The sequence below is a fragment of the Amycolatopsis sp. cmx-11-32 genome (assembly GCF_047608695.1).
Taxonomy (GTDB): domain Bacteria; phylum Actinomycetota; class Actinomycetes; order Mycobacteriales; family Pseudonocardiaceae; genus Amycolatopsis.
Genome location: NZ_JADNQN010000001.1, coordinates 103,388 through 125,196 on the forward strand (window position 1 = coordinate 103,388; position 21,809 = coordinate 125,196).

Sequence of the window (21,809 nt, forward strand, 5' to 3'; positions counted from 1 at the left end):
GCTAGAGCGTCGGGACCCTGCGTAGGAGGTCTCGCAGGCCTTCGGCGTCCAGCAGATCCGCCGGGCGGACGGTCTTGTCGTGCTTCACGTAGTGGAACGCCGCCCGCACCTTCTCCACCGGGATCTTTCTCAAGGCCGCCCACGCCAGCCGGTATGCCGCCAGCTGTACGGCCAGCGGCGCGAGCCGGTCCTTCTCCGGGACGGCGCCGGTCTTCCAGTCGACGACGGTCCAGCCGCCGTCAGGATCGGCGAACACCGCGTCCATCCGCCCTCGCAGCGTCACGCCCACGATGTCGGCCGAGAACGGGACCTCGACGGCGTGCGGCACCCGGTTCGCCCACTCGCTCTTCTCGAACGCCGTCTGCAGCGCCTCCAGCTCGGAATCGGGCGCCTCGTCGACGTCCGCCGCGCCCGGCAGATCGTCGATCTCCAGCAGCTGCTCACCACCGAACCGCTGCTCCAGCCAACCGTGGAACGCCGTCCCCCGGCGCGCGTAAGTATTGGGACGCACCGGCAGCGGCCGTCGCAGCCGTTTGGCCAGCGCGGCCGGATCGGCCGACAGCTCCACCAGCTGACTCACCGAAAGATGCGGCGGCAGCACGACCTGCTGGACCCGGTTCCGCGCCCGCGCGCGTTCTTCCAGCAGCACCTTGGTGTCGGAGATCCAGCCGTCCGGATCGTCCTCTTCCTCAGTGTCCTCCGCGTCTTCGGTATCTTCCATGGCACCGAGCACCAGATCGACGCCGTTGGTGACGCCCTCGCGCCGCGGCCACAGCGGATCGACCGGCCACCGCGCCTTGCGTGAATCGGCGACCAGCGGGTTCTCCCCGTCGGCCTCGGGCTCGTCGGCCCAGTGCTCGATCCGGCCGACCGAGTTCGCCCGCATCACCTCGCCGATTTCGAGCAGGAACTCCGAAGGTCCCTTCGGCCGCGCGCTGCTCTCGTTCCACCAGTGCCCGGAAACCAGCATGGTGTGCTCAGAGCGGGTCAGCGCGACGTAGCAGAGCCGCCGCTCCTCATCCGCCTCTCGCGCCACGAATCCTTCTTCGTGCAGTTCCAGCGCTTCCTGGACTTCCTTGCGGTCGAAGCCTTCGGACACCCGCAGCTCCGGCAGGTCCTCCGAGTCGCCGCGCAGCGCGGCCGGAAGCGAGGTCGACGTCCGCAGCCACGACGACGACCGCCGCCTCCCCGGGAAGACCTCCTTGACCAGGTGCGGAACCGCGACGATGCGCCATTCCAGCCCCTTGGCCGAGTGCACGGTCAGTACCTGGACCCGGTCCGGGACGACCTCGACCTCGCCGGGGGTGAGCCCGTCCTCCGCGTGCGCGGCGGTGTTCAGATAGTCCACAAAGGACAGCAGGGTTGCCGTCGGCGAGGTCTCGGCGAAGTCCGTGACGACGTCGGCGAAAGCGTCCAGGTGCGCACGTCCGGCGGGCCCGGGACGGGCCAGCGATTCGACGTCGAGCAGCATGGTGCGTTCCACGTCGGCGACGAGTTCGGGCAGCGACTGGTCGAGGCGGCGGCGCAACGCCGAAAGCTCGCCACCCACTCGCCGGATCCGCCGGTACCCCTCGGGCGAATACCGTTCCGCGGTACCGGGGTCGTCGATCGCGTCGGCGAGCCCGGCCTGTTCGACCCGTTCGGTCACCAGCACCGGTTCGTCCACAGCGGACCTTTCCGAAGGCGGCACCGGCGAGGAGAGTTCGCCCGCCCGCCGCCACAACGCCGCGAGGTCGGCCGCCGCGATCCGCCAGCGCGCCCCGGTCAGCAAGCGCGCGGCCGCGCTGCCCGCGAGCGGATCGGCGAGCACCCGCAACGTGCTGACCAGGTCCGCGACCTCGGGTTCGTCGAGCAGACCACCGAGGCCGACGACCTCCACCGGAAGCCCCCGGGCCCGCATTTCGGCCGCGATCGGCGCCATGTCGGCGCGGCGGCGCACCAGCACCGCGGCGGTTGGCGGCTTTCCGGTCTCCTCCACGGTTTCGAACCAGCGTTTCGCCACCGCGTCGGCCACCCACTCGCGTTCGGCGCGGATGTCCGGCAGCAGCGCGGAGGCGATGTCGGCTGTTCCCGCGCCTTCCAGCGCACGCAACCTCGCGACACCGAGGCCGCGCTCCCGTAATGGTTCCGAGATCGCGTTCGCGAGCTCCAGCACCTCGGGTGGGTTGCGGAAACTGGTCAGCAGCCCGAACTCCAGTGCCGGGACGAGCCGTTCGCCGTTGTCGCGCGGGAAGTCCGTGGTGAACCGCGGCAGGTTCGCCGCACTGGCGCCGCGCCAGCCGTAGATGGCCTGCGCCGGGTCACCCACCGCCGTCACCGGCATCGGCGGATGTTCGACGCCGCCGAACAGCGATCGAAGCAGGATCCGCTGGGCGTGCCCGGTGTCCTGATATTCGTCGAGGAGCACCGCGCCGTACCGCTCACGTTCCCCTGCGACCACCGCCGGATAGCTGTCGGCGAGCTGCGCGGCCAGCGACATCTGGTCGGCGAAGTCGAGCGCGCCCTCGGCCCGCTTCCGCGCGTGGTATGCCTCGACCAGCGGCAAGAGCGCGAGCCGGAACCGTTGCGCCGTCATGACTTCGGCCAGTTTCTGCGGCAGCGCCGCACGCTGCCCCTTGGCTCGCGGCGCGTTTTCGATGACCTCGCACAACCACGACGTGTACTGCGCCAGCCGTTCGGTCTCGACCAGATGCTCGCCGAGTTCCCCGGCCAGCGCCAGCAACTGCGCGGTCACCGTGGAGGGCACGCGATCGGTGTCGAGGTCATTGTCCCAAGTGGACACCACGCGATGCGAGAACTGCCACGAAGACGTCTCCGAAAGCAGCCGGACTCCCGGCTGGACCGGCAAACGCAGGCCGTGTTCGGACAGCAGCCGCCCGGCGTACGCGTGATAGGTGAGCACGGTCGGTTCCCCGGCGGTCACCGTCATGCGGAGGTCGCCGGTCGGGTCGATCCTGTCGAGCAGCCCCGATCCGACGAGGCGGCGCAGCCGGGTGCGGACGCGTTCGCCGAGCTGGCGGGCGGCTTTACGGGTGAAGGTCAGGCCGAGGACACGTTCCGGCGGCACGACACTGTTGGCCACCAGCCACACCACGCGTGCGGCCATCGTCTCGGTCTTGCCCGCACCGGCACCCGCGACCACCAGCGACGGCTCGATGGGGGCGGCGATGACCTCGGCCTGCTCGTCGGTCGGGCTGTGCAGGCCGAGCGCGCGGGCGATCTCGGCCGGTTCGACCTGACGGCGCTGGAGTTCGGAGATCAAGGACCGGTCACCTGCCTGCCCTCGGGCCGCAGCGGACAGCAACCCCTCGCCGGACAACGATCACAGTCCGGGTTCTCGGTGACCCCGTACTCCGGGCCTGCGGCCGATCCGGCCGCCGAACGCACCAGCTCGAGCCATTGCTTGCCGCCGTCGGAGTCAAGCGGCGGCTGCTCACGCTGGGTGGATCCGGTCTTGTTGTTGGACTTCGCGACGTAGACCAGCCGCGCACCACCGGGTTTCGAACCGCCCTCGACCGCGCCGAGCAGTACGGCCAGCTGGTACGCGGCCAGCTGCGGATGCTGTTCGGCGTCGGAGGCGGAGATCGGGACCTTGCCGGTCTTGATGTCGATGACGACCTGGCGGCCGTCCTTGTCCATTTCCACGCGGTCGACGCGGCCGCGCAAGAGCACGCGGAGGTCGCCTTCGCCGACGGGCAGCTCGACTTCGATGTCCTGCTCGACCCCGGCCTCGATCAGTTCCTTGCGGCTGGATTCCAGCCAGGAGACGAAGTTGCGCAGCATCTGCTCGACCCGCGACCGCTCGCGGCGCGAGAACCACGGCGCCCCCGCGTCGACCCGTACCCACGCCTCGTCGAGGGCCGCGCGGATCTGCTCGTCGCTGCTGCCGCCCGCGACCGCCTGCGCGAGCCCGTGCACCAGGGTTCCGGTGACGGCCGCGAGTTGCGCCGGGTCACTGCCGCCGTGGCGTTCGATCAGCCATCGCAGCGGGCATTTGACCAGAACCTCCACAGTGGACGGTGAGATGCGGATGAGATCCCCCGCCCCGTGCACGGGTTCGCTGGTGGAGGGTTCCAGTAGCCCGTACCAGGTGCCCGGATGCGCGCCCGGCACCCCGGCGGCCGCCAGTTTGGCGAGCTGCCGCGCCGCTCGCTGCCGCCGCTCGGGCTCGCTCGTCTCGTCGCAGACGACCTCGCGCAGTTCGCCGACGAGTTCGGCGAGCACCAGCGAACGGCCCGCGGACTTCATCCGCGAGTCGAGGCCGCCGTCGTCCGCGCCGTTCTCCTCCAGGTCGTCGATGAACCGCGAGGGCTGCTCGTCCTCCCCCGCGACCGCGCTGACCAGCAACGTCTTCCGCGCACGGCTCGCGGCGAGGTAGAACAGCCGCCGCTCCTCGGCGAGGATCGGCGCGGTGGCGGACACCTTTTCGTCGTCGACACCGGACATGAGGTCGACCAGCCGCTCGACGCCGAGCACGGAACCGCGCAACCGCAGGTCCGGCCAACTGCCCTCCTGGACACCGGCGATCGCCACGACCGTCCACTGGCGTCCGGCGGACGCGTGCGCGGTGAGCAGCGAGACGCCCTCGCTCTTCAGTGCCGCGGGGGCCAGCGTGTCACCGGCGATGTTCTGCGAAGACAGGTAATCCGCGAACGAGGCGACACTCGCCCTCGGCAACCTGTCGACATAGCGACCGGCAGCGTCGAAGAGCGCGACGATCGCGTCGAGATCCCGATCCGCCTGCGAGCCCAGGGAACCACCGCGATCGACCAAACGCAGGAAGCGCTGCTCCAGAGCGCTGGCCTGCCACAGCTCCCACAGCACCTGCTCGACGCCGTCACCGCGCACGACGGCCTGGTGCGCCGCGTGGAGCAGGCCGCCGATCCGGCGCATCGGCAGCGCCTCCGCCTCCGCCAGGCCGGTGAGAACGTCGTTGGTGCGCAAGGCTTCCACCAGCAGTTCGTCGCTGGACCGCTGTCCACCGCCGGCGAGTTCCAGCCTGCGTAAACCGCGACGCAGCCGCCGCAGGGCGAGCGGATCCGCGCCACCCAGCGGTGAGGACAACAACATCTCGGCGAGGTCGACGTCGAGCAGTTCCGGGTCGGCGGCGAGCCGCAGCATCGCGAGCAACGGCCGGACGGCGGGTTGTTTCGCCAGCGGCAGTTCCTCGGTGGCCGAACCGATCGGCACCCCGGCGGCCCGCAGAGCACGTTGCAGGACAAGGAAAGTACGGGCAGGCGACCGGACGAGTACCGCCATCTCCGACCACGGGACGCCGTCGACGAGATGCGCGCGGCGGAGCTGGTCGGCGATCCAGCTCGCCTCGGACGCCGGTGTCGGCATCAGTCGGACGCGGACGGCGCCGCCCTCGGCGTCCGGCGCGTCGACGAGCTTGCGCTGCGGCGACGAACCCGGCAGCACCGAGCCGAGTTTCGTGACGGCCGTGCGGATCACCGGGGCGAGCCGGTGCGCGGTGGTCAGCAGGACCGTGCGCTCGCCGTCGTCATCCGAGTCGGCGAACAACCGGGGATCCGCGCCGCGGAAGGAGAACACGGACTGATCCGGGTCACCCGCGACGACGAACTCGTCGGCCGCGTGCCCGATGAGCCTGATGAGCCGCGTCTGCAGCGGGTCGAGGTGCTGGGCGTCGTCGACGAACAGGTGGCGGATCCGCCGCTGCTCGCGTTCGCGCAGTTCGGGGTCGTCCTCCAGCGCCAGCAGCGCGGAAGTGACGAGTTCCGCCGCGTCCAGCGCCGGGGCGCTCGCCACGCCCAGCGCGTTGCCGCCCGCACCCTGCAGCAACGTGACCTCTTCGTACTGGCTCCAGAAACGCCCGGCCGCGATCCACTCGTCACGGCCGCGGCGCCTGCCGAGTTCGGCGAGGTCCTCCGGGCCGAGCCCGCGTTCGGCGGCGCGCAGCAGGAGGTCTCGCAGTTCCTCGGCGAAACCGGGCACGTTCAGCGCGGGCCGCAGCTGTTCCGGCCAGTCGAGCGCCCCCGCTTCGAGGTCGCCCGCGAGCAGGTCTCGGACGACGACGTCCTGCTCCGCTCCGGCCAGCAGGCGCGGCGGCGGGAGTTCGTCGGCCTGGGCCTCCATCCGCAACAGCGCGTACGCGTACGAGTGCACAGTGCGCACCAGCGGCTCGCGGATCGTGCGGGGCAGCGGATCTTCTTCCGGATCGGTGGTGAGCCGGTGGGTGATGTCGGCGCGGAGGACCTCGGCGGCCTTGCGAGAGGTGGTCAGGATGAGGACGCTCTCCGGGTCCGCGCCTTCGGCGATGCGCCGCGACGCCGCCGACGCCAGCAAAGCCGTCTTGCCCGTGCCCGGGCCGCCGAGGACCCGGCGGAAGCCGTCCGGGGCGGCCAGCAGACGGCGGGCGCCGGAATCCCACTGGAACTCCCGTGTGCCGGTGACCGGCGTGCGGACCAGCCGCGCGTCGGTTCCTGCCGCTGTTCGCCGCCCGTTCACGCCCACGATGGAACCACGCCCCGCCGACACAACCTCGCAGCGGCACGGCAAAGTGGTCCCATGGATGACGAACTGCACGAGCGGGTGCGCGAGGTCATCGCGAGTGTGCCCGCCGGCTCGGTCGCGACTTATGGGGATATAGCGTCGGTTTCGGGAGCGCCGTCACCACGGCTGATCGGCCGGGTCCTCGGCGAGGACGGCCACGACCTCCCTTGGCACCGCATTCTGCGCGCCGATGGGACACCGGCTCCACATCTGGTCCACGAGCAGTTGGAGAAACTGCGCGCCGAGGGGGTCCTTGCCGACGGCCAGCGCGTCGACCTGCGAAAATACCGGTGGCAGCGTGATCCCGATGACGACGCCGGCTTGGGCGGCCTGTTTTAGGTTAGCCTCGCCTAATGATCTACATCGAGGCGAAGGTGACCGGTGTCCGGCGGCTCACCCCGCACATGACCAGGGTGACCTTCTCGGGGGCGTCACTGGAGGACCAGGCGCCCGACCAGTACCTGAAGGTGTTCTTCCCGCAGCCCGGGCAGACGGAACCCGTTCTGCCCGCGCCACTGGGCGGCGACGAGGTGTACTCCTGGTACAAGACCTACCTCGCGATGCCCGACGACGTCCGCCCGCCGATGCGCACCTACACCGTGCGCGCGCTGCGTCCGGCGATGCAGGAGGTCGACATCGACTTCGTGCTGCACGGCGACGAGGGCCCCGCTTCGGCGTGGGCTTCGAGCGCTTCGGAAGGAGACCGGGTCGCCCTCATGGGGCCGCACGGGCTCTACGACGTGCCCGAAGGTACGACCTGGCAGCTGCTGATCGGCGACGAGACCGCGATCCCGGCGATCGGCGCGATCGTCGAGGCCCTGCCCGCCGGGACACGGGCGCTGGTCTACGTCGAGATCGGCGACCGCGAGGACCGGCAGGTCTTCGAAACGCGGGGGACGGTGGAGCTGCACTGGGTGGTGCGCGGCTCCGGCGGCATCGGCGAGGCTGTCTTGGACGCCGTCCGCAAGGTGGACCTGCCGGGCGGGACGCCTTACGCGTGGATTTCGGGCGAGGCGAACATGGTGAAACTGGCGCGGCGGCACCTCGTGCGGGAGCGCGGGGTGGACAAGCGAGCGATCTGCTTCACCGGGTACTGGCGGCGGGGAATGAGCGAAGAGGCCGCTGGGCGTGAGGCGATGCGGCAAAGGGAGAGCGGAGAAATTCCGGCCGAGGAGGACTAAGTCTTATCCTCCGTCTCCTCCGTCTCCTCCGTCTCCTCCGTCTCCTCAAGTACACGATGGCCCCCTTCTTGCGCCCAGGTACAGAAAGGGGCCTCACACTCACCCCTGTGAAGGGTGAGGCACCTGGGGCCACCGTGGCGACCGAGAAGTCCGTGAAGGCCACCTTGAGAGACCCTGGGTCCCTTAGGGAGGCCTTCACGGACTACAGCGACCAACCCCAGCGCCCCAAAGCCCTCAGTGCGGAACCCAAAGCGTTACCCGAGTCCCCCGCCCCGGATGCGAATCGATCGTCCCCCGCCCACCGACCTCCGCCAGCCGCGCCATGATCGACTGGCTGATCCCGAACCCCGGCGGCCGGTCCAGCATGCTGAATCCGGTCCCCTGATCCCGCGCGATGACCGCGATGCCGCCTTCGCGCTCCTCGACGCGAAGCACGACCTGCTTGGTCCCGGCGTGCTTCACGGTGTTTCGGAGCGCTTCGCGGACGGCGTCGCGGATGGCGGTCCGGCGCGCGTGTGAGAGGCGGTAGTCCTCTTCGGTCTCGGCGGCGACGAGTTGGGTGCGGAGGCCGTCTCGCGCCATTTCGGTGGCGACCTCGGCGAGGTCCGCCGCGAGACCGCGGGCCGAAGGCGCGTCCGGGCCGGACAGTTCGCGCCGTAGTTCGGCGGCCTGCGCACGGGCCGCGGCCCGCATCTCGGCGAGCCTTCGCACGGCGGCCGAATCGTCGTCGGGCGCCTCCATGCCCATCGCTTCCAAAGTTTGCAGCACGGAGTCGTGCATGACCCGCTGAGTCCGCAGCCGTTCGGCGCGCTGCCCGCGACGCATCCCGATCCCCAGCGCGAACCTGGTCCCGACGCCGAGCAGGATCAGGATCCCCGCCGTGGTCACCATCGCGACGACCAGCGCGACCATGCATCCCACCGACCGGCTCACCGCGAGCGAGTGGTCGATCGGGAGCCCGCCGATCCAGGTCAGGAACGCCCGGAACGGGAAAGCCGCGATCAGCAACAGGAACGCGGCGGGCAGTCCGAACGACAGCGTCCACAACGCCACCGTCCCGACCAGCCACGTCCACGCGACGTCGATGGCGAACGGCTGGATCTCGGCGGGCGCGGTCGCGGCCACGACCGTCGTGAGCACCATGCCCATCGCGAGATCCGCGTACATCAGCCGCCCGGACGTCTTCGCCCGGATCCCGCGGCCCCGCACCACCCACCAGATGGCGAAGACGTTGAGCAGCACCGCCAGTATCGTCGTACTCAGCACCGGGACGATCCCGGCCGACCCGTTCGCGACCAGGAAACCGATGTACACCTTGGGAAACGCGGCCACACGGTAGAAGATCGGGCCGAGTGCGGAGTAGCGGATCGCGCGCATCAGCAGTAAGTCCGCCGAGTCTTCGCGATAACGCCAGTCGGGAACAGAATCGGGATCGGGTGCTTCGTCGGCCGGGCTCGCGCCCAGAACCGAAGACCCTTTGCGCAACATAGTTCGCACGAAGGTGACCGACTCGGACATCCTCCGCCCTCCCGTGCGTTCGCTGTCGAGCCTGGCAAAGGGGACCACACTCGTCAAGACGGCCGAATGCGCAGTTCCGCGACGAGAAGTTTCACCAGAGCGCCGAGCCTTTGCCGTTCGGGCTGGACAGTCGGTACTCCGGCGGCTTCCAACGGCGCCGCGGTCACCGGTCCGACGCACGCGCACAGCACCGGACCTCGCAGTGCGGCAAGGAGTTCCTCGCGACGCGGTCCCGCCAGCACGAGAAGGTTCGCCGCCGCCGGAGCGGAAGTGAACGCCAGGGCGCGCACCCGCCCGGCAAGCACACTTTCGACGAGATCGTGCACAGGTTCGACGTTCGCAGGCGAAAGCCAGCGATACGGCTGAGCCTGGACGACGTCCGCGCCGGAATTCCGCAGTAACCCGGTGAGTTCGGGCAGCAGGGTGCCGTGCAGCTGGACGGCGACCCGTGCCCCGCCGACCCCGGCGTCACGCAAGCCCTCGAACAGTTCGGCGTTGCTCTCCTCCGGTGCGGAGAATTCCTCACGCAGCCCCTCGCCGCGCACCGCGCCTGCCGCTTTCGGCCCGCGCACGAAGATCCGTGACGCCGCCAGTCGTTCCAGCAGCGGTTCGCGCAGCCCCCAGCCTTCGGCCGCGGAAAGCCAGCCGCGGAACCCGGCGCCGGTGGTGACCGCGGTGAATCCGACCGGTTCGGCCAGCACCGCGTCCGTCGCAGCCCGTAGTTCGGCGTCGTCGGGCAGCGGGACGATGCGGATGGTCGGCGCGTGCAGCACGGTCGCGCCGTGCCGCGTCAGCGCGGCGATGAAGTCGTCGGCCCGCCGCTCCGCGGTGATCCCGATCGTGATGCCGCTGAGGTCAGCCATAACGCGCGCCCATCTTCCTGATCTCCTCCGCCAGCCGCTCGCGCAGCTCCGGCGGTTCGAGCACTTCGAGGTTCCCGCCGAACCGCAGCAGTTCCCCGACGGCCTGCTCCCCCGGCTCGACGGTCAGTTCCATCGTCAGCCAGTCGTCCTCGTCCGGCCCGGCGCCGCCTTCGACGGCTTCCCGCAACGCTCGCACGCCGACCGCGCCCAGATAGAACGGTAGGAGTACGCGGGCGAACTCGTTCAGCCGGACCACCGCCACGCGCGAGTACATCCGCTTCTCGAACTGCTCCGACCACTCCTGCCAGTAGCGCGCGAGGTCGAAGTCGGACGGCCGCTCGAAGGGCTCGCCGAGATCTTCGAGCTCCTCGATCCGGGAGACGCGGTAAGTCCGGTCGGTCCCGTCGCACCGCGCCGCGAGGTACCAGTTGCCCGCCTTGAGGATCAGGCCCAGCGGGTCGAGGACGCGATCGACCTTCTTCTGGCCCCAGCGTTCGTACCGGACCTTGATCCGCCGCGCGTGCCACACCGCGTCGGCCAGTTCGGACAGTCGCGGCAGGCTCTCGATCCCGCGGTGCCAGCCGGGGACGTCCAGATAGAACCGGTCGGAGACCTTGCTCGCCCCCGCGCGCAGCTCCGCGGGCATGGCCGCGTGCAGTTTGAGCTGCGCGGCGGCGAGAACGGTGCCCAGCCCGAGTTCGGCTGCCGCGCCCGGCAGACCGGCCAGCGAAAGCGATTGCGCCTCCTCCTCGGTCAGCCCGGTCAGCCGCGTGCGATAGCCGTCGACCAGCTGGTATCCGCCCGTGCGGCCGCGGTCGGCGTACACCGGCACGCCTGCCGCCGACAACGCCTCGACGTCCCGATAGACCGTCCGGACCGACACCTCCAGCTCGGCCGCCAGCTCCTCGGCCGTCATCCGGCCACGGTTCTGCAGCAGAAGGAGGACCGACAGGAGTCTGCTCGCGCGCATGAATCCAGTATCCCCGAAAAACCTGACATGATCTGACAGGTATGACTGACAGGGTGAGTCCCATGAACACCTTCGCCATGAAGAACTGGGACGAAAGCATTGTCAGTGGTACCGAGGGCGGCCCGCGCGTCGCCTACGCCCATGCCACGTTCGCCTACAGCGGGGTGATCGACGGCGAATCGGTCGTCGACTACCTGCTGTACTACGCGGGTGAGGGCTCCGACGGCGACGGCACGACGGCCCCAGGGTTCGAACGCATCGAGGGCAGTGTGGACGGGCGCAAAGGAAGCTTCGTGATCAAGCACGACACCGGTTTCGACGCCCAGGGCGTCTCGTCGGCGTTCACGGTGGTCGAGGGCTCCGGAACGGGTGGACTCGCCGGGATCACCGGGTCCGGTACCACCACGGGCGTCGTCGGCGAGCCGACGATGTCGTACACGCTCGAATACTCGCTCTAGGGAGGACAAGTGCTCGAGGTCGATCGCGAACAGGTGCTGGCGTACCGGATCGCGGCGCACGGACTGCACCGCGAGGAGACGGACGCGGCCGCGGTGCCCGTATTCGACCTCGGCCTGCAGGATTCCGTGCGCGACACCGCCCTGCTGGGTCTCGCCGCCCGTCTCGACGGCGACGTGACGCCCGGCGTCTGGGACGACGAGCGCTTCGTGCTCGCGTGGACGCATCGCGGCGCACCGCATTTCCACCGCCGCGCGGAGCTGGACGGGATCCGGGCGGCGCTCGTCCCACTCGACGAGAAGGACGCGATGGCCCGGATCCTCTGGCAGCGCAAGCAGGTCGAGGACGCCGGAATGCCCGCGATGGACGCTCTGTTCACCGCCGCGAAGGCGATCCGCGAGGTCGTCACCGGTGTGCGGACCAAGGGCACGGTGAGCGGCGCGGTCACGAAACTGATCCCCGACGGCCTCTCGTACGCCTGCCGCGGCTGCGGTGTGGTGCACATCTACGAGCAGTTGATGCGGGTCGCGACGATCCACGCCGGTGTCCGCCTCGAAGTGGGTGCGACCCCGGCGACGTTGGCGCCGTGGGAACTGGCCCCATTCAAGAAGGGAGGCGCGCTGAAGACCTCGCCGGACGCCAAGGCCGCCACTCGCGTGGTCGAGGGCTACCTGCGGATCAACGGTCCGGCCGCCCCGGGCGACGCCGCCGCGTACGTCGGGACGACCCGCACCGGCGTCGACGCGATGTGGCCCGACGGCCTGGTCGAGGTCCGCGTCGACGGCAGGAAGGCGTTTCTGCCGGAAGACCGGGTTCCGCTGCTGGAGAACCCGCCGGAGCCGGACGTAGTCCGTCTGCTGCCGCCGCTGGACCCGTTCGTCCAGGCGCGGGACCGTGCCGTGCTGGTACCGGACAAGGCCAGGCAGAAGGAGGTTTGGAAGATCCTCGGCAACCCCGGTGTGGTGCTGGCCGACGGCGAGATCGCCGGGGTCTGGCGGGCCAAGGCGAGCGGTAAGAAGCGGCTCGACTTCACCGTCACCCCGTTCGACGCCCTCCGCCCGGCTGTGCGAAAAGAGGCCGAAGCGGAGGCCGCCCGTGTCACGGCCGCACGGGAGTTCCCCGATTTCCGCCTCACCTTCTCGTGACCTACCCCCGCGTTTCGTCCTCTAGTTGCGGTAGTTCGCGTTGCCAACTACCGCAACTGGAGGACGAAACGCGGGGTCACGGGTCGACGGCCAGGCGGTAGCCTCGTTTCACCACCGTCTGGACGAGTTTCGGGGCCCCCAAAGAGCTCCGCAGGCGGCCGATGGCGGTCTCGACGGCGTGCTCCTCGCCGCCATCGGGCAACGCGGAGATCAGTTCCCGCCGGGAGAAGACCCGGCCCGGCGACTCCGCCAGCGCCCGCAGCAAGGCCATCGGCGCGGGTGCGATGTCGCACCACTGCCCGTCCACCAGCGCCGCCTGGCCGCGCAGTTCGATGCTCCGCCCGGCCGCGTCCAACCGCGGCGAGCGGGCTTCGAGCGCGTCGGACACCGTCCGCGCCAGCGCCCCGATACGTGACCGCGCCGGCTGGACCGTCGGGATCCCGAGCGCGGCGAGCGGCCCCGCGGTGATCGGCCCGACACAGGCCGCCACGACTCGTTTCTCCAATGCCCGCACGATTCCCGGCAGCCGCCCGGTCCGTTTCGCCACCGCCAGCAGTGACGCGACAGCCGGCGCGCTGGTGAACGGCAACGCGTCCACCGAGCCGTCGAGCACCGCGTCCAGCAGCCGGTCCAGCGGTCCGGGATCGGCCGGGCCGACCCAGCGGTACACCGGCACCTCGATCACCTCGGCACCCGCGGCGCGAAGACGGTCCACAAAGTACGGAAGTGGTTCACCGTGCAACTGCACGGCGATCCGCTGACCGTCCACACCGGAATCGAGCAGATGTCGCAGCACCTCGGCGTTGCTCTCCGACGCGGGCGAGTACGCTTCCGAGAGCCCGGCCGAGCGGATCGCGCCCTTGGCCTTCGGGCCCCGCGCGAGCAGTGACGACTCCCCCAGCCGGTCCAGCAGTTCTTCCCCCAGCCCCCAGCCTTCGGCCGCCTCGGTCCAACCCCGGAAGCCGATCCCGGTCGTCGCGACGACGACGTCGACCCGCTCTTCCAGCAGGCGCATGGTGGCCGACCGTAGTTCGGTGTCGTCGGCGAGCGGCACGATCCGGATGGCCGGGCCGTACCGCACGGTCGCACCTTTACGCACGAACAGCGCGCCGAGCTCGTCAGCCCGTCGCGCCGCCGTGATCCCGATGACGAATCCCGCCAAGGGAGGGACGTCTGTCACGGTGAATCCTCCACCTCCACCACACCCCCGGTGACCCGGACCCGATACGCCTCGACCGAGACACTTTCGGCGTCGAGACAGTCACCGGACCGCAAATCGAATCGTTCCTTGTACACCGGTGAAGCCACCACCGGGACACCGCCCGCGTCGCCGACGATTCCCCGCGAAAGCACCGCGGCGCCGCTGATCGGGTCCATATTGGACAGTGCGTACCATCGGCCGCCGGGCAGCCGGAAAATCGCCACCTGCACGCCGTCGTCGAGCAGGGCGGCGACGCCGGACCATTCGGGGACCGCGCCCGCCGCGCAGACGGCGGTCCAGGTGCGCTCGATCGAGGTCGTCACTGTTTCACCTCCGGGATGCCCAGCAGCACGGGCACCTTCTGGTCGCGTTCGGTGCGGAACGAGATCGTCGGGTCCGGTGTGCCCGGCGCGTTGACGAACGAGCTGAACTTCGCCAGCTTCTCCGGATCCTCCAGCACTCCGCGCCATTCGTCGGCGTAGTCGCCGACGTGCTTGGCCATCGCCGCGTCGAGGTCTTCGCAGATGCCGAGCTTGTCGTCGACGATGACCGCGCGCAGGTGGTCGAGCCCGCCGTCCATCTCCTCGACCCACGGCGCGGTGCGCTGCAACCGGTCGGCCGTGCGGACGTAGAACATCAGGAACCGGTCGATCGTGCGGATCAGCGTCTTGGTGTCCACTTCGGACAGCAAAAGGTCCGCGTGCCTCGGGGTCGCGCCGCCGTTCCCGCCGACGTAAAGGTTCCAGCCTTTGTCGGTCGCGATGATGCCGAAGTCCTTGCTGCGAGCCTCCGCGCACTCCCGCGCACAGCCCGACACCGCGGACTTCAGCTTGTGCGGCGAGCGAAGCCCTCGATACCGCAGTTCCAGTTCGATGGCGAGGCCGACACTGTCCTGGACACCGTACCGGCACCATGTCGAACCGACGCAGGACTTGACCGTACGCAACGACTTCCCGTACGCGTGCCCAGACTCGAACCCGGCGTCGACGAGCCGCCGCCAGATCAGCGGGAGCTGGTCCACGGTGGCGCCGAACAGATCGACCCGCTGTCCACCGGTGATCTTGGTGTACAGCCCGAAGTCCATCGCCACCTGCGCGATCACCATCAGCTTCTCGGGCGTGATCTCGCCACCCGGGATCCGCGGGACCACCGAGTAGGTGCCGTTGCGCTGCAGGTTCGCCAGGAACTTGTCGTTGGTGTCCTGCAGGGTCGCCTGCTCACCGGCGAGGATGTGCCCGTTACCCAGCGTGGCCAGAATCGACGCGATCGCCGGTTTGCAGAGAGCGCACCCGGTTCCGCTTCCGTACCGGTCGATCATCTCGCTGAAGGTACTGATCCGCGTGGCCTGCAGGATCTGGAACAACTCCGCGCGCGACTGCGAAAAGTGCTCGCACAACGCCTTCGACTGCTCGACACCGCAAGCCGTCAGCAGCCTGCCCAGCAGCGGGACACACGATCCGCACGCCGTTCCCGCCCGCGTGCAGCCCTTGATCTTGGCGACCGAATCGCAACCGTCTTCGGTGATCGCGTGCGTGATCGCGCCCTTGGAGACCGCGTTGCAGGAACAGATCTGCGCGGCGTCGGGCAGCGCGTCGACACCGACCGCGGCGCCGCCACCGGCCGGGGCGAGGATCGCGCCCGGTTCGGCGGGCAACGGCCTGCCGACCATCGCGCGCAACGTGTTGAACTCGCTAGCGTCGCCGACGAGAACGCCGCCCAGCAACGTTTTCGAGTCGTCCGACACGACGAGCTTCTTGTAGGTCCTGGCGACAGCGTCGTTGAACGCGACTTCGAGCGCGCCCTCGGTCGCCGCGTGCGCGTCGCCGAAACTGGCGACGTCGACACCCATGAGCTTCAGCTTCGTCGACATGTCCGGCTCGGGGAACGTGCCCTCGCCGCCGGTCAGCCGCGCGGCGACGATCTCCGCCATCGCGTAGCCGGGCGCCACGATGCCGTACACCTTTCCGGCGACGGCCGCGCATTCACCGATCGCGTACACCGCCGGGTCGGACGTCCGGCACGCGTCGTCGACCAGGATGCCGCCCCGCGCGCCGACTTCCAGCCCGGACGACCGGGCGAGGTCGTCGCGCGGGCGGATCCCGGCGGAGAATACGACCAGGTCGACGTCCAGCTCGGTTCCGTTGCCCAGCCGGGCGAGGTACCGCTCACCGTCCGGTTCGATGGCGTCGGTCGACGTTCCCGTGTGGACGGTCACGTCGAGTTCGGTGATCAGCCGCCGCAGCAGGCCACCGCCGCCCTCGTCGACCTGCAGTGGCATCAGCCGCGGCGCCATCTCGACCACGTGCGGCGAGAGACCCATGTCCCGCAACGCCTTCGCGGCTTCGAGACCGAGCAGGCCACCGCCGATGACGACCGCCGACCGCCGACCTCGGCCGGGCCGGTGAGCGGCTGCCCGGATGGCGTCGAGATCTTCGATCGTCCGGTAGACGAAGCAACCGGGAAGATCGTGACCGGGCACCGGCGGAACGAACGGCCTCGAACCGGTCGCGAGGACGAGCGCGTCGTACGACTGCTCGTACCCGGACTCGGTGACGACGACCTTGCGCTCCCGGTCCACCGAGACCACCGCGTCACCGAGCCGCAATTCGACCAGTGGGTCGTCTGCGTAGTCCGCGCCGGGAAGTGCCAGCGAAGCCGGATCCCAGGTGTCCACATAGGACGTCAGAGCGACGCGATCGTAAGCGGGCCGCGCCTCCTCGGCGAGGACCACCACCTGCCATTCGCCCGTCTTGTCCTCCGCGCGCACCGCTTCGACGAGCCGGTGCGCGACCATGCCGTGTCCCGCGACGACGAGTTTCCGCATCAGACCTCCGCTCCGGCGAGCGCCAGACCTCGGGTGCCCGCCACCTCCGTCTGCTGTTTGCGCAGGTACACCGCCCAGGTGACGGTGAAGCACAGCCCGTAGAAGACGAGGAAGGCGACGAACGCCGGCACCCCGCTCTTCGTGTCCGCGAACGACTGCCGGAAGGCCAGGTTGATGAACAGCCCGCCGAGCGCGCCGATCGCCCCGGCCAGCCCGATCAACGCGCCGGAGAGCTTGCGTGCCTTGAGCATCTCGAGGGTCTCGTCGGCGCCCTCGCTGATCGCCACCCTCGCCTTGGCGCGGAAGATCGCCGGGATCATCTTGTACGTCGAGCCGTTGCCGACGCCGGTGAGCACGAACAACACGATGAACGCGACGGTGAACAGCGCGAGCGAGTTCGACGTCGACGCCAGGATCAGCACCACGGTCGCCGCGGCCATCCCGGCGAACGTCACGAAGGTGACCTTGCCGCCGCCGATCCGGTCGGACAGCCAGCCGCCGGCCGGCCGCGAGAAGGAGCCGAGCAGCGGCCCGAGGAACGTCACCGCCGCCGCCTGCAACGGGGTCCGGCCGAACTGGTTCTGCAACACGAGGCCGAACGCGAAGCTGTAGCCGATGAACGAACCGAACGTGCCGACGTAGAGTAACGACATCACCCAGGTGTGCGGATCCTTGACGACCTCCCGCATCGCCTTGGTGTCGCCCTTCATCGAGGCGAGGTTGTCCATGAAGAAGTACGCGCAGGTCGCGGCGAGCACGATCAGCGGGAGGTAGATCGCGAGCACCAGCCGGGGCGCGGTCGCACCGACGGTGCCGATGACCAGCAGCCCGATCAGCTGGATCGCCGCCACGCCGAGGTTCCCGCCGCCCGCGTTGAGTCCGAGCGCCCAGCCCTTGTGTTTCTCCGGGTAGAAGGCGTTGATGTTGGTCATCGACGACGCGAAATTCCCGCCGCCGACCCCGCCCAGCGCGGCGATCAGCAGGAACGTGCCGAGCGAGGTGCCCGGTTCCATCGCGATCGCGGCCAGCACGGTGGGCGCCAGCAGCAGCATCGCGCTGACGATCGTCCAGTTCCGGCCGCCGAACCTCGCGACCGCGAAGGTGTACAGCGGCCGCATGAGAGCGCCGACCAGCGTCGGCGTGGAGACCAGGAGAAACTTGTCGGCTGGCGAGAAACCGTACTGCGGCCCCATGAACAGGACCATGACCGACCACAGTGTCCAGACGGAGAAGCCGATGTGCTCGGCCAGGACGGAGAACCAGAGGTTCCGCCGGGCCACCTTCTTCCCGGTCTCTTCCCAGAACCGCTCGTTCTCCGGATCCCAGTGCTCGATCCAGCGCTTTCCACGAGCTGCCACGAGGTCCTCCTTGGTGGATGCGTTCGGGTTCATTGGGCGGCCAGCCATTTCGCGACCCCGCCGACGGCGTCCTTGCAGCCACCGCAGCCGGTCGTCGCGCGGGTCGCCCCGGCGAGGGCGGGAACGTCGGTGGCACCGGCGCGCCAGGCCTCGACGAGCCGCCCCTTGGTCACCGCGTTGCAGCGGCAGATGACCGCCGACGCGGGCAGATCGGCCGGGCTCGACGCCGACGGCGCCCCGGCGGGCAGCGCACGTCCCAACAGGACGGCGAGCCGGTCTTCTGGCACCGGGGTACCCCGGTCGTAGAGTTGCGCGATCGTCGCGGCCGCGTCGGGCAGGCCGAGCAGGATCGCGCCCGCCACCCGGTTTTCGCGGACGACGAGCTTGCCGTAGCGGCAGCCGGCCGGGTCGCTGAAGGTGAGCACCTCCGCGGTCGGGTCGTCGGCGCCGGTCATCGTCTCACCGAGCGCGGTGAGGTCGATGCCGCGGGCCTTCAGCCGGGTCACGGGCTGGGTGCCGCGATAACGCGACGCGGACTTCGTCCCGGTGACCAGGTCCGCGACGACGGCGGCCTGTTCCCACGCGGGTTGCACGAGGCCGCCGAACGAGCCGGGATGCCGGGCGCAGTCACCGATCGCGTGAATCCGGCCGTCGCTGGTGCGCAGCAGATCGTCGACGACGATGCCGCCCTCGACGGTCAGCCCGGCGTCCACGGCCAGTTTCGTCTCGGCACGGACGCCGGTCGAGACGACGATCAGGTCGGCGGGCACATGCGTGCCGTCGTCGAGTTTGAGCCCGTCGCCACTGACATAGCGCGCGGCCCCGACACCGAGCCGGAAACCGACGCCGAGTTCTTCGAGCTTCCTGGTCAGCACCCGCGCGGATTCCGCGTCCAGCTGACGTTCCATGATGTGCGGCATCGGATGTACGACGGTGACGAGGTTTCCGCGTCCCGCCAGGCCTCGCGCGGCTTCCAGGCCGAGCAGCCCGCCGCCGAGCACGACGACCGGGGCACCCAGTTTGGCGGCGTCGAGAATACGGGCGCAGTCGTCGAGAGTGCGGAACGCGACGACGTCCGGGCCGGGTTCGAGTCCTTCGACCGGTGGCATCCACGGGTTGGCGCCGGTGGCGAGCACGAGCGCGTCGTAGTCCACAGTGGACCCGTCATCGAGGTGCACCCGCCGCGCCGCGCGGTCGATCGACGTCGCGGCGACCCCGCGTCGCAGGTCGGCCCCGGTACGGGACGACCAGTCGTCGTCGTGGAGCCGGACGACCTCGGGCCGCATGGTCCCGGCGACCACCGACGACAGCAGCACACGGTTGTAGGCGGCGTGCGTCTCCGCGCCGACGACGGTGAGCCGGACGCGTTCGCCGTCGGGATCGCGGCGGCGGATGTCGTCCGCCAGCCGCGCGCCCGCCATCCCGTACCCGGTGATGACCACCGACCGGGGGCTCACGCGACGACCTCGGCCGGGGCGAGCGCGACCGCGCACACCTTGAACTCGGGCATCCGGCTCGTCGGGTCGAGTGCCGGGTTGGTCAGCAGGTTCGCCCTTCCCGCACCGGGGAAGTGGAACGGCAGGAACACCAGGTCCGGGCGCAGTGACGGCACGCAGCGGACGCGGGCGACGGTCTCCCCTCGCCGGGACCGCACGACCGCGAGGTCGCCCTCCGCCAGTCCCGCGTGCGCGGCGGTGTCCGGATGAACTTCCACGAAGGCCTCCGCAGCGACGTCGTTCAGTTCCTTGACCAGCCGGGTCTGCGCGCCGGACTGGTAGTGCTGCAGGATCCGGCCCGTGGTGGCCTGCAAGGGGAATTCGGCGTCGGGTACTTCGGCTGGGCCGACGTGGTCCACCGGAACGAACCGTGCGCGACCGTCCGGGTGGGCGAAGGAGTCGAGGAACATCCGCGGCGTGCCGGGATGCGATTCCGAGGGAACGGGCCAGTACAAGGCCTCACCGTCACGGAGCCGGTCGTAGGTGATGCCGGAGTAGTCGGCGACGCCACCCTTGGACGCCCGGCGGAGTTCGGTGAAGACGGTCTCGGCGTCGGAAGGGAACCGGCCGTCCGGCTGCCCGAGCCGCCGGGCGAGTTCCGAAAGCACGTACAGGTCGGTCTTCGCTCCGGACGGCGGGTCGATCGCTTTGCGCCGAAGCAGGATCCGGCCTTCGAGGTTCGTCATCGTGCCGTCTTCTTCGGCCCACTGAGTGACCGGGAGGACGACGTCGGCCATCGCCGCGGTCTCCGAAAGGACAAGGTCCGAGACGACCAAGAAGTCCAAAGAGGACAATTTTTCTTGGATGCTCCCCGCCCGGGGCGCCGAAACGACGAGGTTGCTGCCGAACACCATCAACGCGCTCGGTCCGTCGTCGGTGCCGAGCGCTTCCAGCAGCTCGACGGCCGAGCGGCCCGGACCCGGCAGGGATTCCGGTGGCACACCCCAGACCCCGGCGACGTACTCGCGGGCGGCTGGGTCGTCGATCTTGCGGTACCCCGGAAGCTGGTCGGCCTTCTGGCCGTGTTCGCGGCCGCCCTGGCCGTTTCCCTGCCCGGTCAGGCAGCCGAAGCCGGAGCCCTGACGCCCTGGCAGGCCGAGGGCGAGCGCGAGGTTGATCCACGCGTTCACCATCGCCGTGCCGTTGGCGTGCTGTTCGGTGCCCCGCGCGGTGAGAACGTAGGCGTTGCGAGCGGCGGCGAGTTTCGCGGCGACGCGGCGCTGGTCAGCGGCGGAGACCCCGGTGATCTGCTCGACGCGCTCCGGCCACCAGGCCGCGACCGACCGCCACAGCTCCTCGAAACCGTTCGTTCGGGTGTCCACATAGGACTGGTCGAGCAGGCCATCGGCGACGACCGCGTGCAGAATTCCTTGCGCGAGGGCGACATCGGTACCCGGCGCGGGCGCGAGATGCAGTCCGGCGAGTTCGGCCGTCGGGGTACGTCGAGGGTCGATGACGATCAGGTCCGCGCCACGCAGATGCTGCGTGAACGGCGGCATCGTCTCGGACGGGTTCGCCCCGACGAGCAGGACGGCGTCGGCGTCGGCGAGATCCGTGACCGGGAACGGCATCCCGCGATCGGCGCCGAACGCCATGACCGCGGCGGCCGCCGCCGACGACATGCAGAACCGGCCGTTGTAGTCGATCTGCGAGGTGCCCAGCGCGACGCGGGCGAATTTCCCCAGCAGGTAGGCCTTTTCGTTGGTCAGCCCGCCGCCGCCGAAGACGGCGACCGAGTCGGCGCCCTCGGCCGCCCGGATCTCGGTGAGCCTTCGCGCGACGAGGTCGAGCGCCTGTGCCCAGGTCGTCGGCCGGAGTTCGCCGTCGACCCTGATCAACGGTGTCGTCAGGCGGGAAGGTGAGGTCAGGAGCTCTCCCGACGTCCAGCCCTTCTGGCACAGGCCGCCGGCGTTGACCGGGAAGTCGCGCGGGGCGACGCGGGCGCCGTCGAGGCTCATCCCGCACTGCAGTGCGCAGTACGGGCAGTGCGTGGCCACGGCTCGGGCGGGGGCGGCGAGCGGCACGGGCACCTCCTCCAGGCGTCGATTTCGCTTGAAGGTAGGGAGGCCGTGTTACCTGAGAACTCCTGAATGTTTCAGGCGTTTGACATTGCCCGCCGCCGGTGGACGTCACACCGTGAGGTGGAGCGTGGGGCTGAAGGCTCCCTTCACCTCATGCGACGCGGCGAAGGGAGCTTTCACCTCATGCCACGCGGCGAAGGCTCCCTTCACCTCCAGACCTGGTGGCGGTCCGCCGCAGACGTCGCGAAAGCCACTTTCAGGAC

At 69.9% G+C, this 21,809-nt stretch carries 15 protein-coding genes; 4 read left to right on the plus strand and 11 right to left on the minus strand.

Annotation, left to right across the window (positions count from 1 at the left end):
* Position 1 precedes the first annotated feature (1 nt).
* Both ACM6LR_RS00440 and ACM6LR_RS00445 read right to left on the minus strand, forming a co-directional pair.
* Positions 2-3,262, minus strand: coding sequence for an ATP-dependent helicase (locus ACM6LR_RS00440; RefSeq protein WP_414935566.1), 3,261 nt, complete (start codon positions 3,260-3,262; stop codon positions 2-4).
* Entirely contained in the window at positions 3,259-6,474 is a 3,216-nt protein-coding gene (locus ACM6LR_RS00445; protein WP_414942958.1) for an ATP-dependent helicase, read from the minus strand. The genes ACM6LR_RS00440 and ACM6LR_RS00445 overlap by 4 nt, the downstream gene beginning before the upstream one ends.
* A 54-nt stretch (positions 6,475-6,528) precedes the next feature.
* Here ACM6LR_RS00445 and ACM6LR_RS00450 point away from each other — a divergent pair, with 54 nt between their 5' ends.
* Complete coding sequence (locus tag ACM6LR_RS00450) at positions 6,529-6,852, plus strand: MGMT family protein (protein ID WP_414942959.1); 324 nt, start codon at positions 6,529-6,531, stop codon at positions 6,850-6,852.
* 14 nt (positions 6,853-6,866) lie between these two features.
* Positions 6,867-7,694, plus strand: a complete 828-nt coding sequence (locus ACM6LR_RS00455; protein ID WP_414942960.1) for a siderophore-interacting protein — start codon at positions 6,867-6,869, stop codon at positions 7,692-7,694.
* A gap of 234 nt (positions 7,695-7,928) precedes the next feature.
* On the opposite strand, the gene ACM6LR_RS00460 is transcribed toward ACM6LR_RS00455, so the two are convergent.
* The 3 genes from ACM6LR_RS00460 to ACM6LR_RS00470 are packed head-to-tail and all read right to left on the minus strand — an operon-like array spanning position 7,929 to position 11,045.
* Positions 7,929-9,212: a sensor histidine kinase gene (locus ACM6LR_RS00460; RefSeq protein WP_414935570.1), complete on the minus strand. Its 1,284-nt coding sequence runs from the start codon at positions 9,210-9,212 to the stop codon at positions 7,929-7,931.
* 53 nt (positions 9,213-9,265) lie between these two features.
* Complete coding sequence (locus ACM6LR_RS00465; protein ID WP_414935571.1) at positions 9,266-10,075, minus strand: uroporphyrinogen-III synthase; 810 nt, start codon at positions 10,073-10,075, stop codon at positions 9,266-9,268.
* Positions 10,068-11,045, minus strand: coding sequence for a helix-turn-helix transcriptional regulator (locus ACM6LR_RS00470; protein ID WP_414935572.1), 978 nt, complete (start codon positions 11,043-11,045; stop codon positions 10,068-10,070). Before ACM6LR_RS00470 ends, ACM6LR_RS00465 begins: the two co-directional genes overlap by 8 nt.
* A gap of 62 nt (positions 11,046-11,107) precedes the next feature.
* Here ACM6LR_RS00470 and ACM6LR_RS00475 point away from each other — a divergent pair, with 62 nt between their 5' ends.
* Positions 11,108-11,503, plus strand: coding sequence for a DUF3224 domain-containing protein (locus ACM6LR_RS00475; protein WP_414935573.1), 396 nt, complete (start codon positions 11,108-11,110; stop codon positions 11,501-11,503).
* Positions 11,504-11,512: 9 nt separating this feature from the next.
* On the plus strand, positions 11,513-12,646 hold the full coding sequence (locus tag ACM6LR_RS00480; RefSeq protein WP_414942961.1) for a DNA glycosylase AlkZ-like family protein: 1,134 nt from the start codon (positions 11,513-11,515) through the stop codon (positions 12,644-12,646).
* Positions 12,647-12,722: 76 nt separating this feature from the next.
* Here ACM6LR_RS00480 and ACM6LR_RS00485 read toward each other — a convergent pair whose 3' ends face one another.
* From ACM6LR_RS00485 to ACM6LR_RS00510, 6 genes are read right to left on the minus strand one after another with little or no spacing between them, the layout of a single operon-like run.
* On the minus strand, positions 12,723-13,826 hold the full coding sequence (locus tag ACM6LR_RS00485; protein ID WP_414935575.1) for a uroporphyrinogen-III synthase: 1,104 nt from the start codon (positions 13,824-13,826) through the stop codon (positions 12,723-12,725).
* Entirely contained in the window at positions 13,823-14,170 is a 348-nt protein-coding gene (nirD, locus tag ACM6LR_RS00490; protein WP_414935576.1) for a nitrite reductase small subunit NirD, read from the minus strand. Before nirD ends, ACM6LR_RS00485 begins: the two co-directional genes overlap by 4 nt.
* Complete coding sequence (gene nirB, locus ACM6LR_RS00495; protein ID WP_414935577.1) at positions 14,167-16,671, minus strand: nitrite reductase large subunit NirB; 2,505 nt, start codon at positions 16,669-16,671, stop codon at positions 14,167-14,169. Before nirB ends, nirD begins: the two co-directional genes overlap by 4 nt.
* Positions 16,671-18,062 (minus strand): nitrate/nitrite transporter, encoded by a 1,392-nt coding sequence (locus tag ACM6LR_RS00500; protein ID WP_414937040.1) that lies wholly within the window; start codon positions 18,060-18,062, stop codon positions 16,671-16,673. The genes nirB and ACM6LR_RS00500 overlap by 1 nt, the downstream gene beginning before the upstream one ends.
* Positions 18,059-19,486, minus strand: a complete 1,428-nt coding sequence (locus ACM6LR_RS00505) for an FAD-dependent oxidoreductase (protein WP_414942962.1) — start codon at positions 19,484-19,486, stop codon at positions 18,059-18,061. The genes ACM6LR_RS00500 and ACM6LR_RS00505 overlap by 4 nt, the downstream gene beginning before the upstream one ends.
* Complete coding sequence (locus ACM6LR_RS00510; protein ID WP_414943224.1) at positions 19,483-21,483, minus strand: molybdopterin oxidoreductase family protein; 2,001 nt, start codon at positions 21,481-21,483, stop codon at positions 19,483-19,485. Before ACM6LR_RS00510 ends, ACM6LR_RS00505 begins: the two co-directional genes overlap by 4 nt.
* Positions 21,484-21,809: the final 326 nt, after the last annotated feature.

Bases quoted from the DNA above. Each gene is read 5' to 3' on its own strand.
- ACM6LR_RS00450 (WP_414942959.1), top strand. From the start codon at position 6,529: ATGGATGACGAACTGCACGAGCGGGTGCGCGAGGTCATCGCGAGTGTG.
- ACM6LR_RS00455 (WP_414942960.1), top strand. From the start codon at position 6,867: ATGATCTACATCGAGGCGAAGGTGACCGGTGTCCGGCGGCTCACCCCG.
- ACM6LR_RS00460 (WP_414935570.1), bottom strand. From the start codon at position 9,212: ATGTCCGAGTCGGTCACCTTCGTGCGAACTATGTTGCGCAAAGGGTCT.
- ACM6LR_RS00465 (WP_414935571.1), bottom strand. From the start codon at position 10,075: ATGGCTGACCTCAGCGGCATCACGATCGGGATCACCGCGGAGCGGCGG.
- ACM6LR_RS00470 (WP_414935572.1), bottom strand. From the start codon at position 11,045: ATGCGCGCGAGCAGACTCCTGTCGGTCCTCCTTCTGCTGCAGAACCGT.
- ACM6LR_RS00475 (WP_414935573.1), top strand. From the start codon at position 11,108: ATGAACACCTTCGCCATGAAGAACTGGGACGAAAGCATTGTCAGTGGT.
- nirB (WP_414935577.1), bottom strand. From the start codon at position 16,671: ATGCGGAAACTCGTCGTCGCGGGACACGGCATGGTCGCGCACCGGCTC.
- ACM6LR_RS00500 (WP_414937040.1), bottom strand. From the start codon at position 18,062: ATGAACCCGAACGCATCCACCAAGGAGGACCTCGTGGCAGCTCGTGGA.
- ACM6LR_RS00510 (WP_414943224.1), bottom strand. From the start codon at position 21,483: ATGAGCCTCGACGGCGCCCGCGTCGCCCCGCGCGACTTCCCGGTCAAC.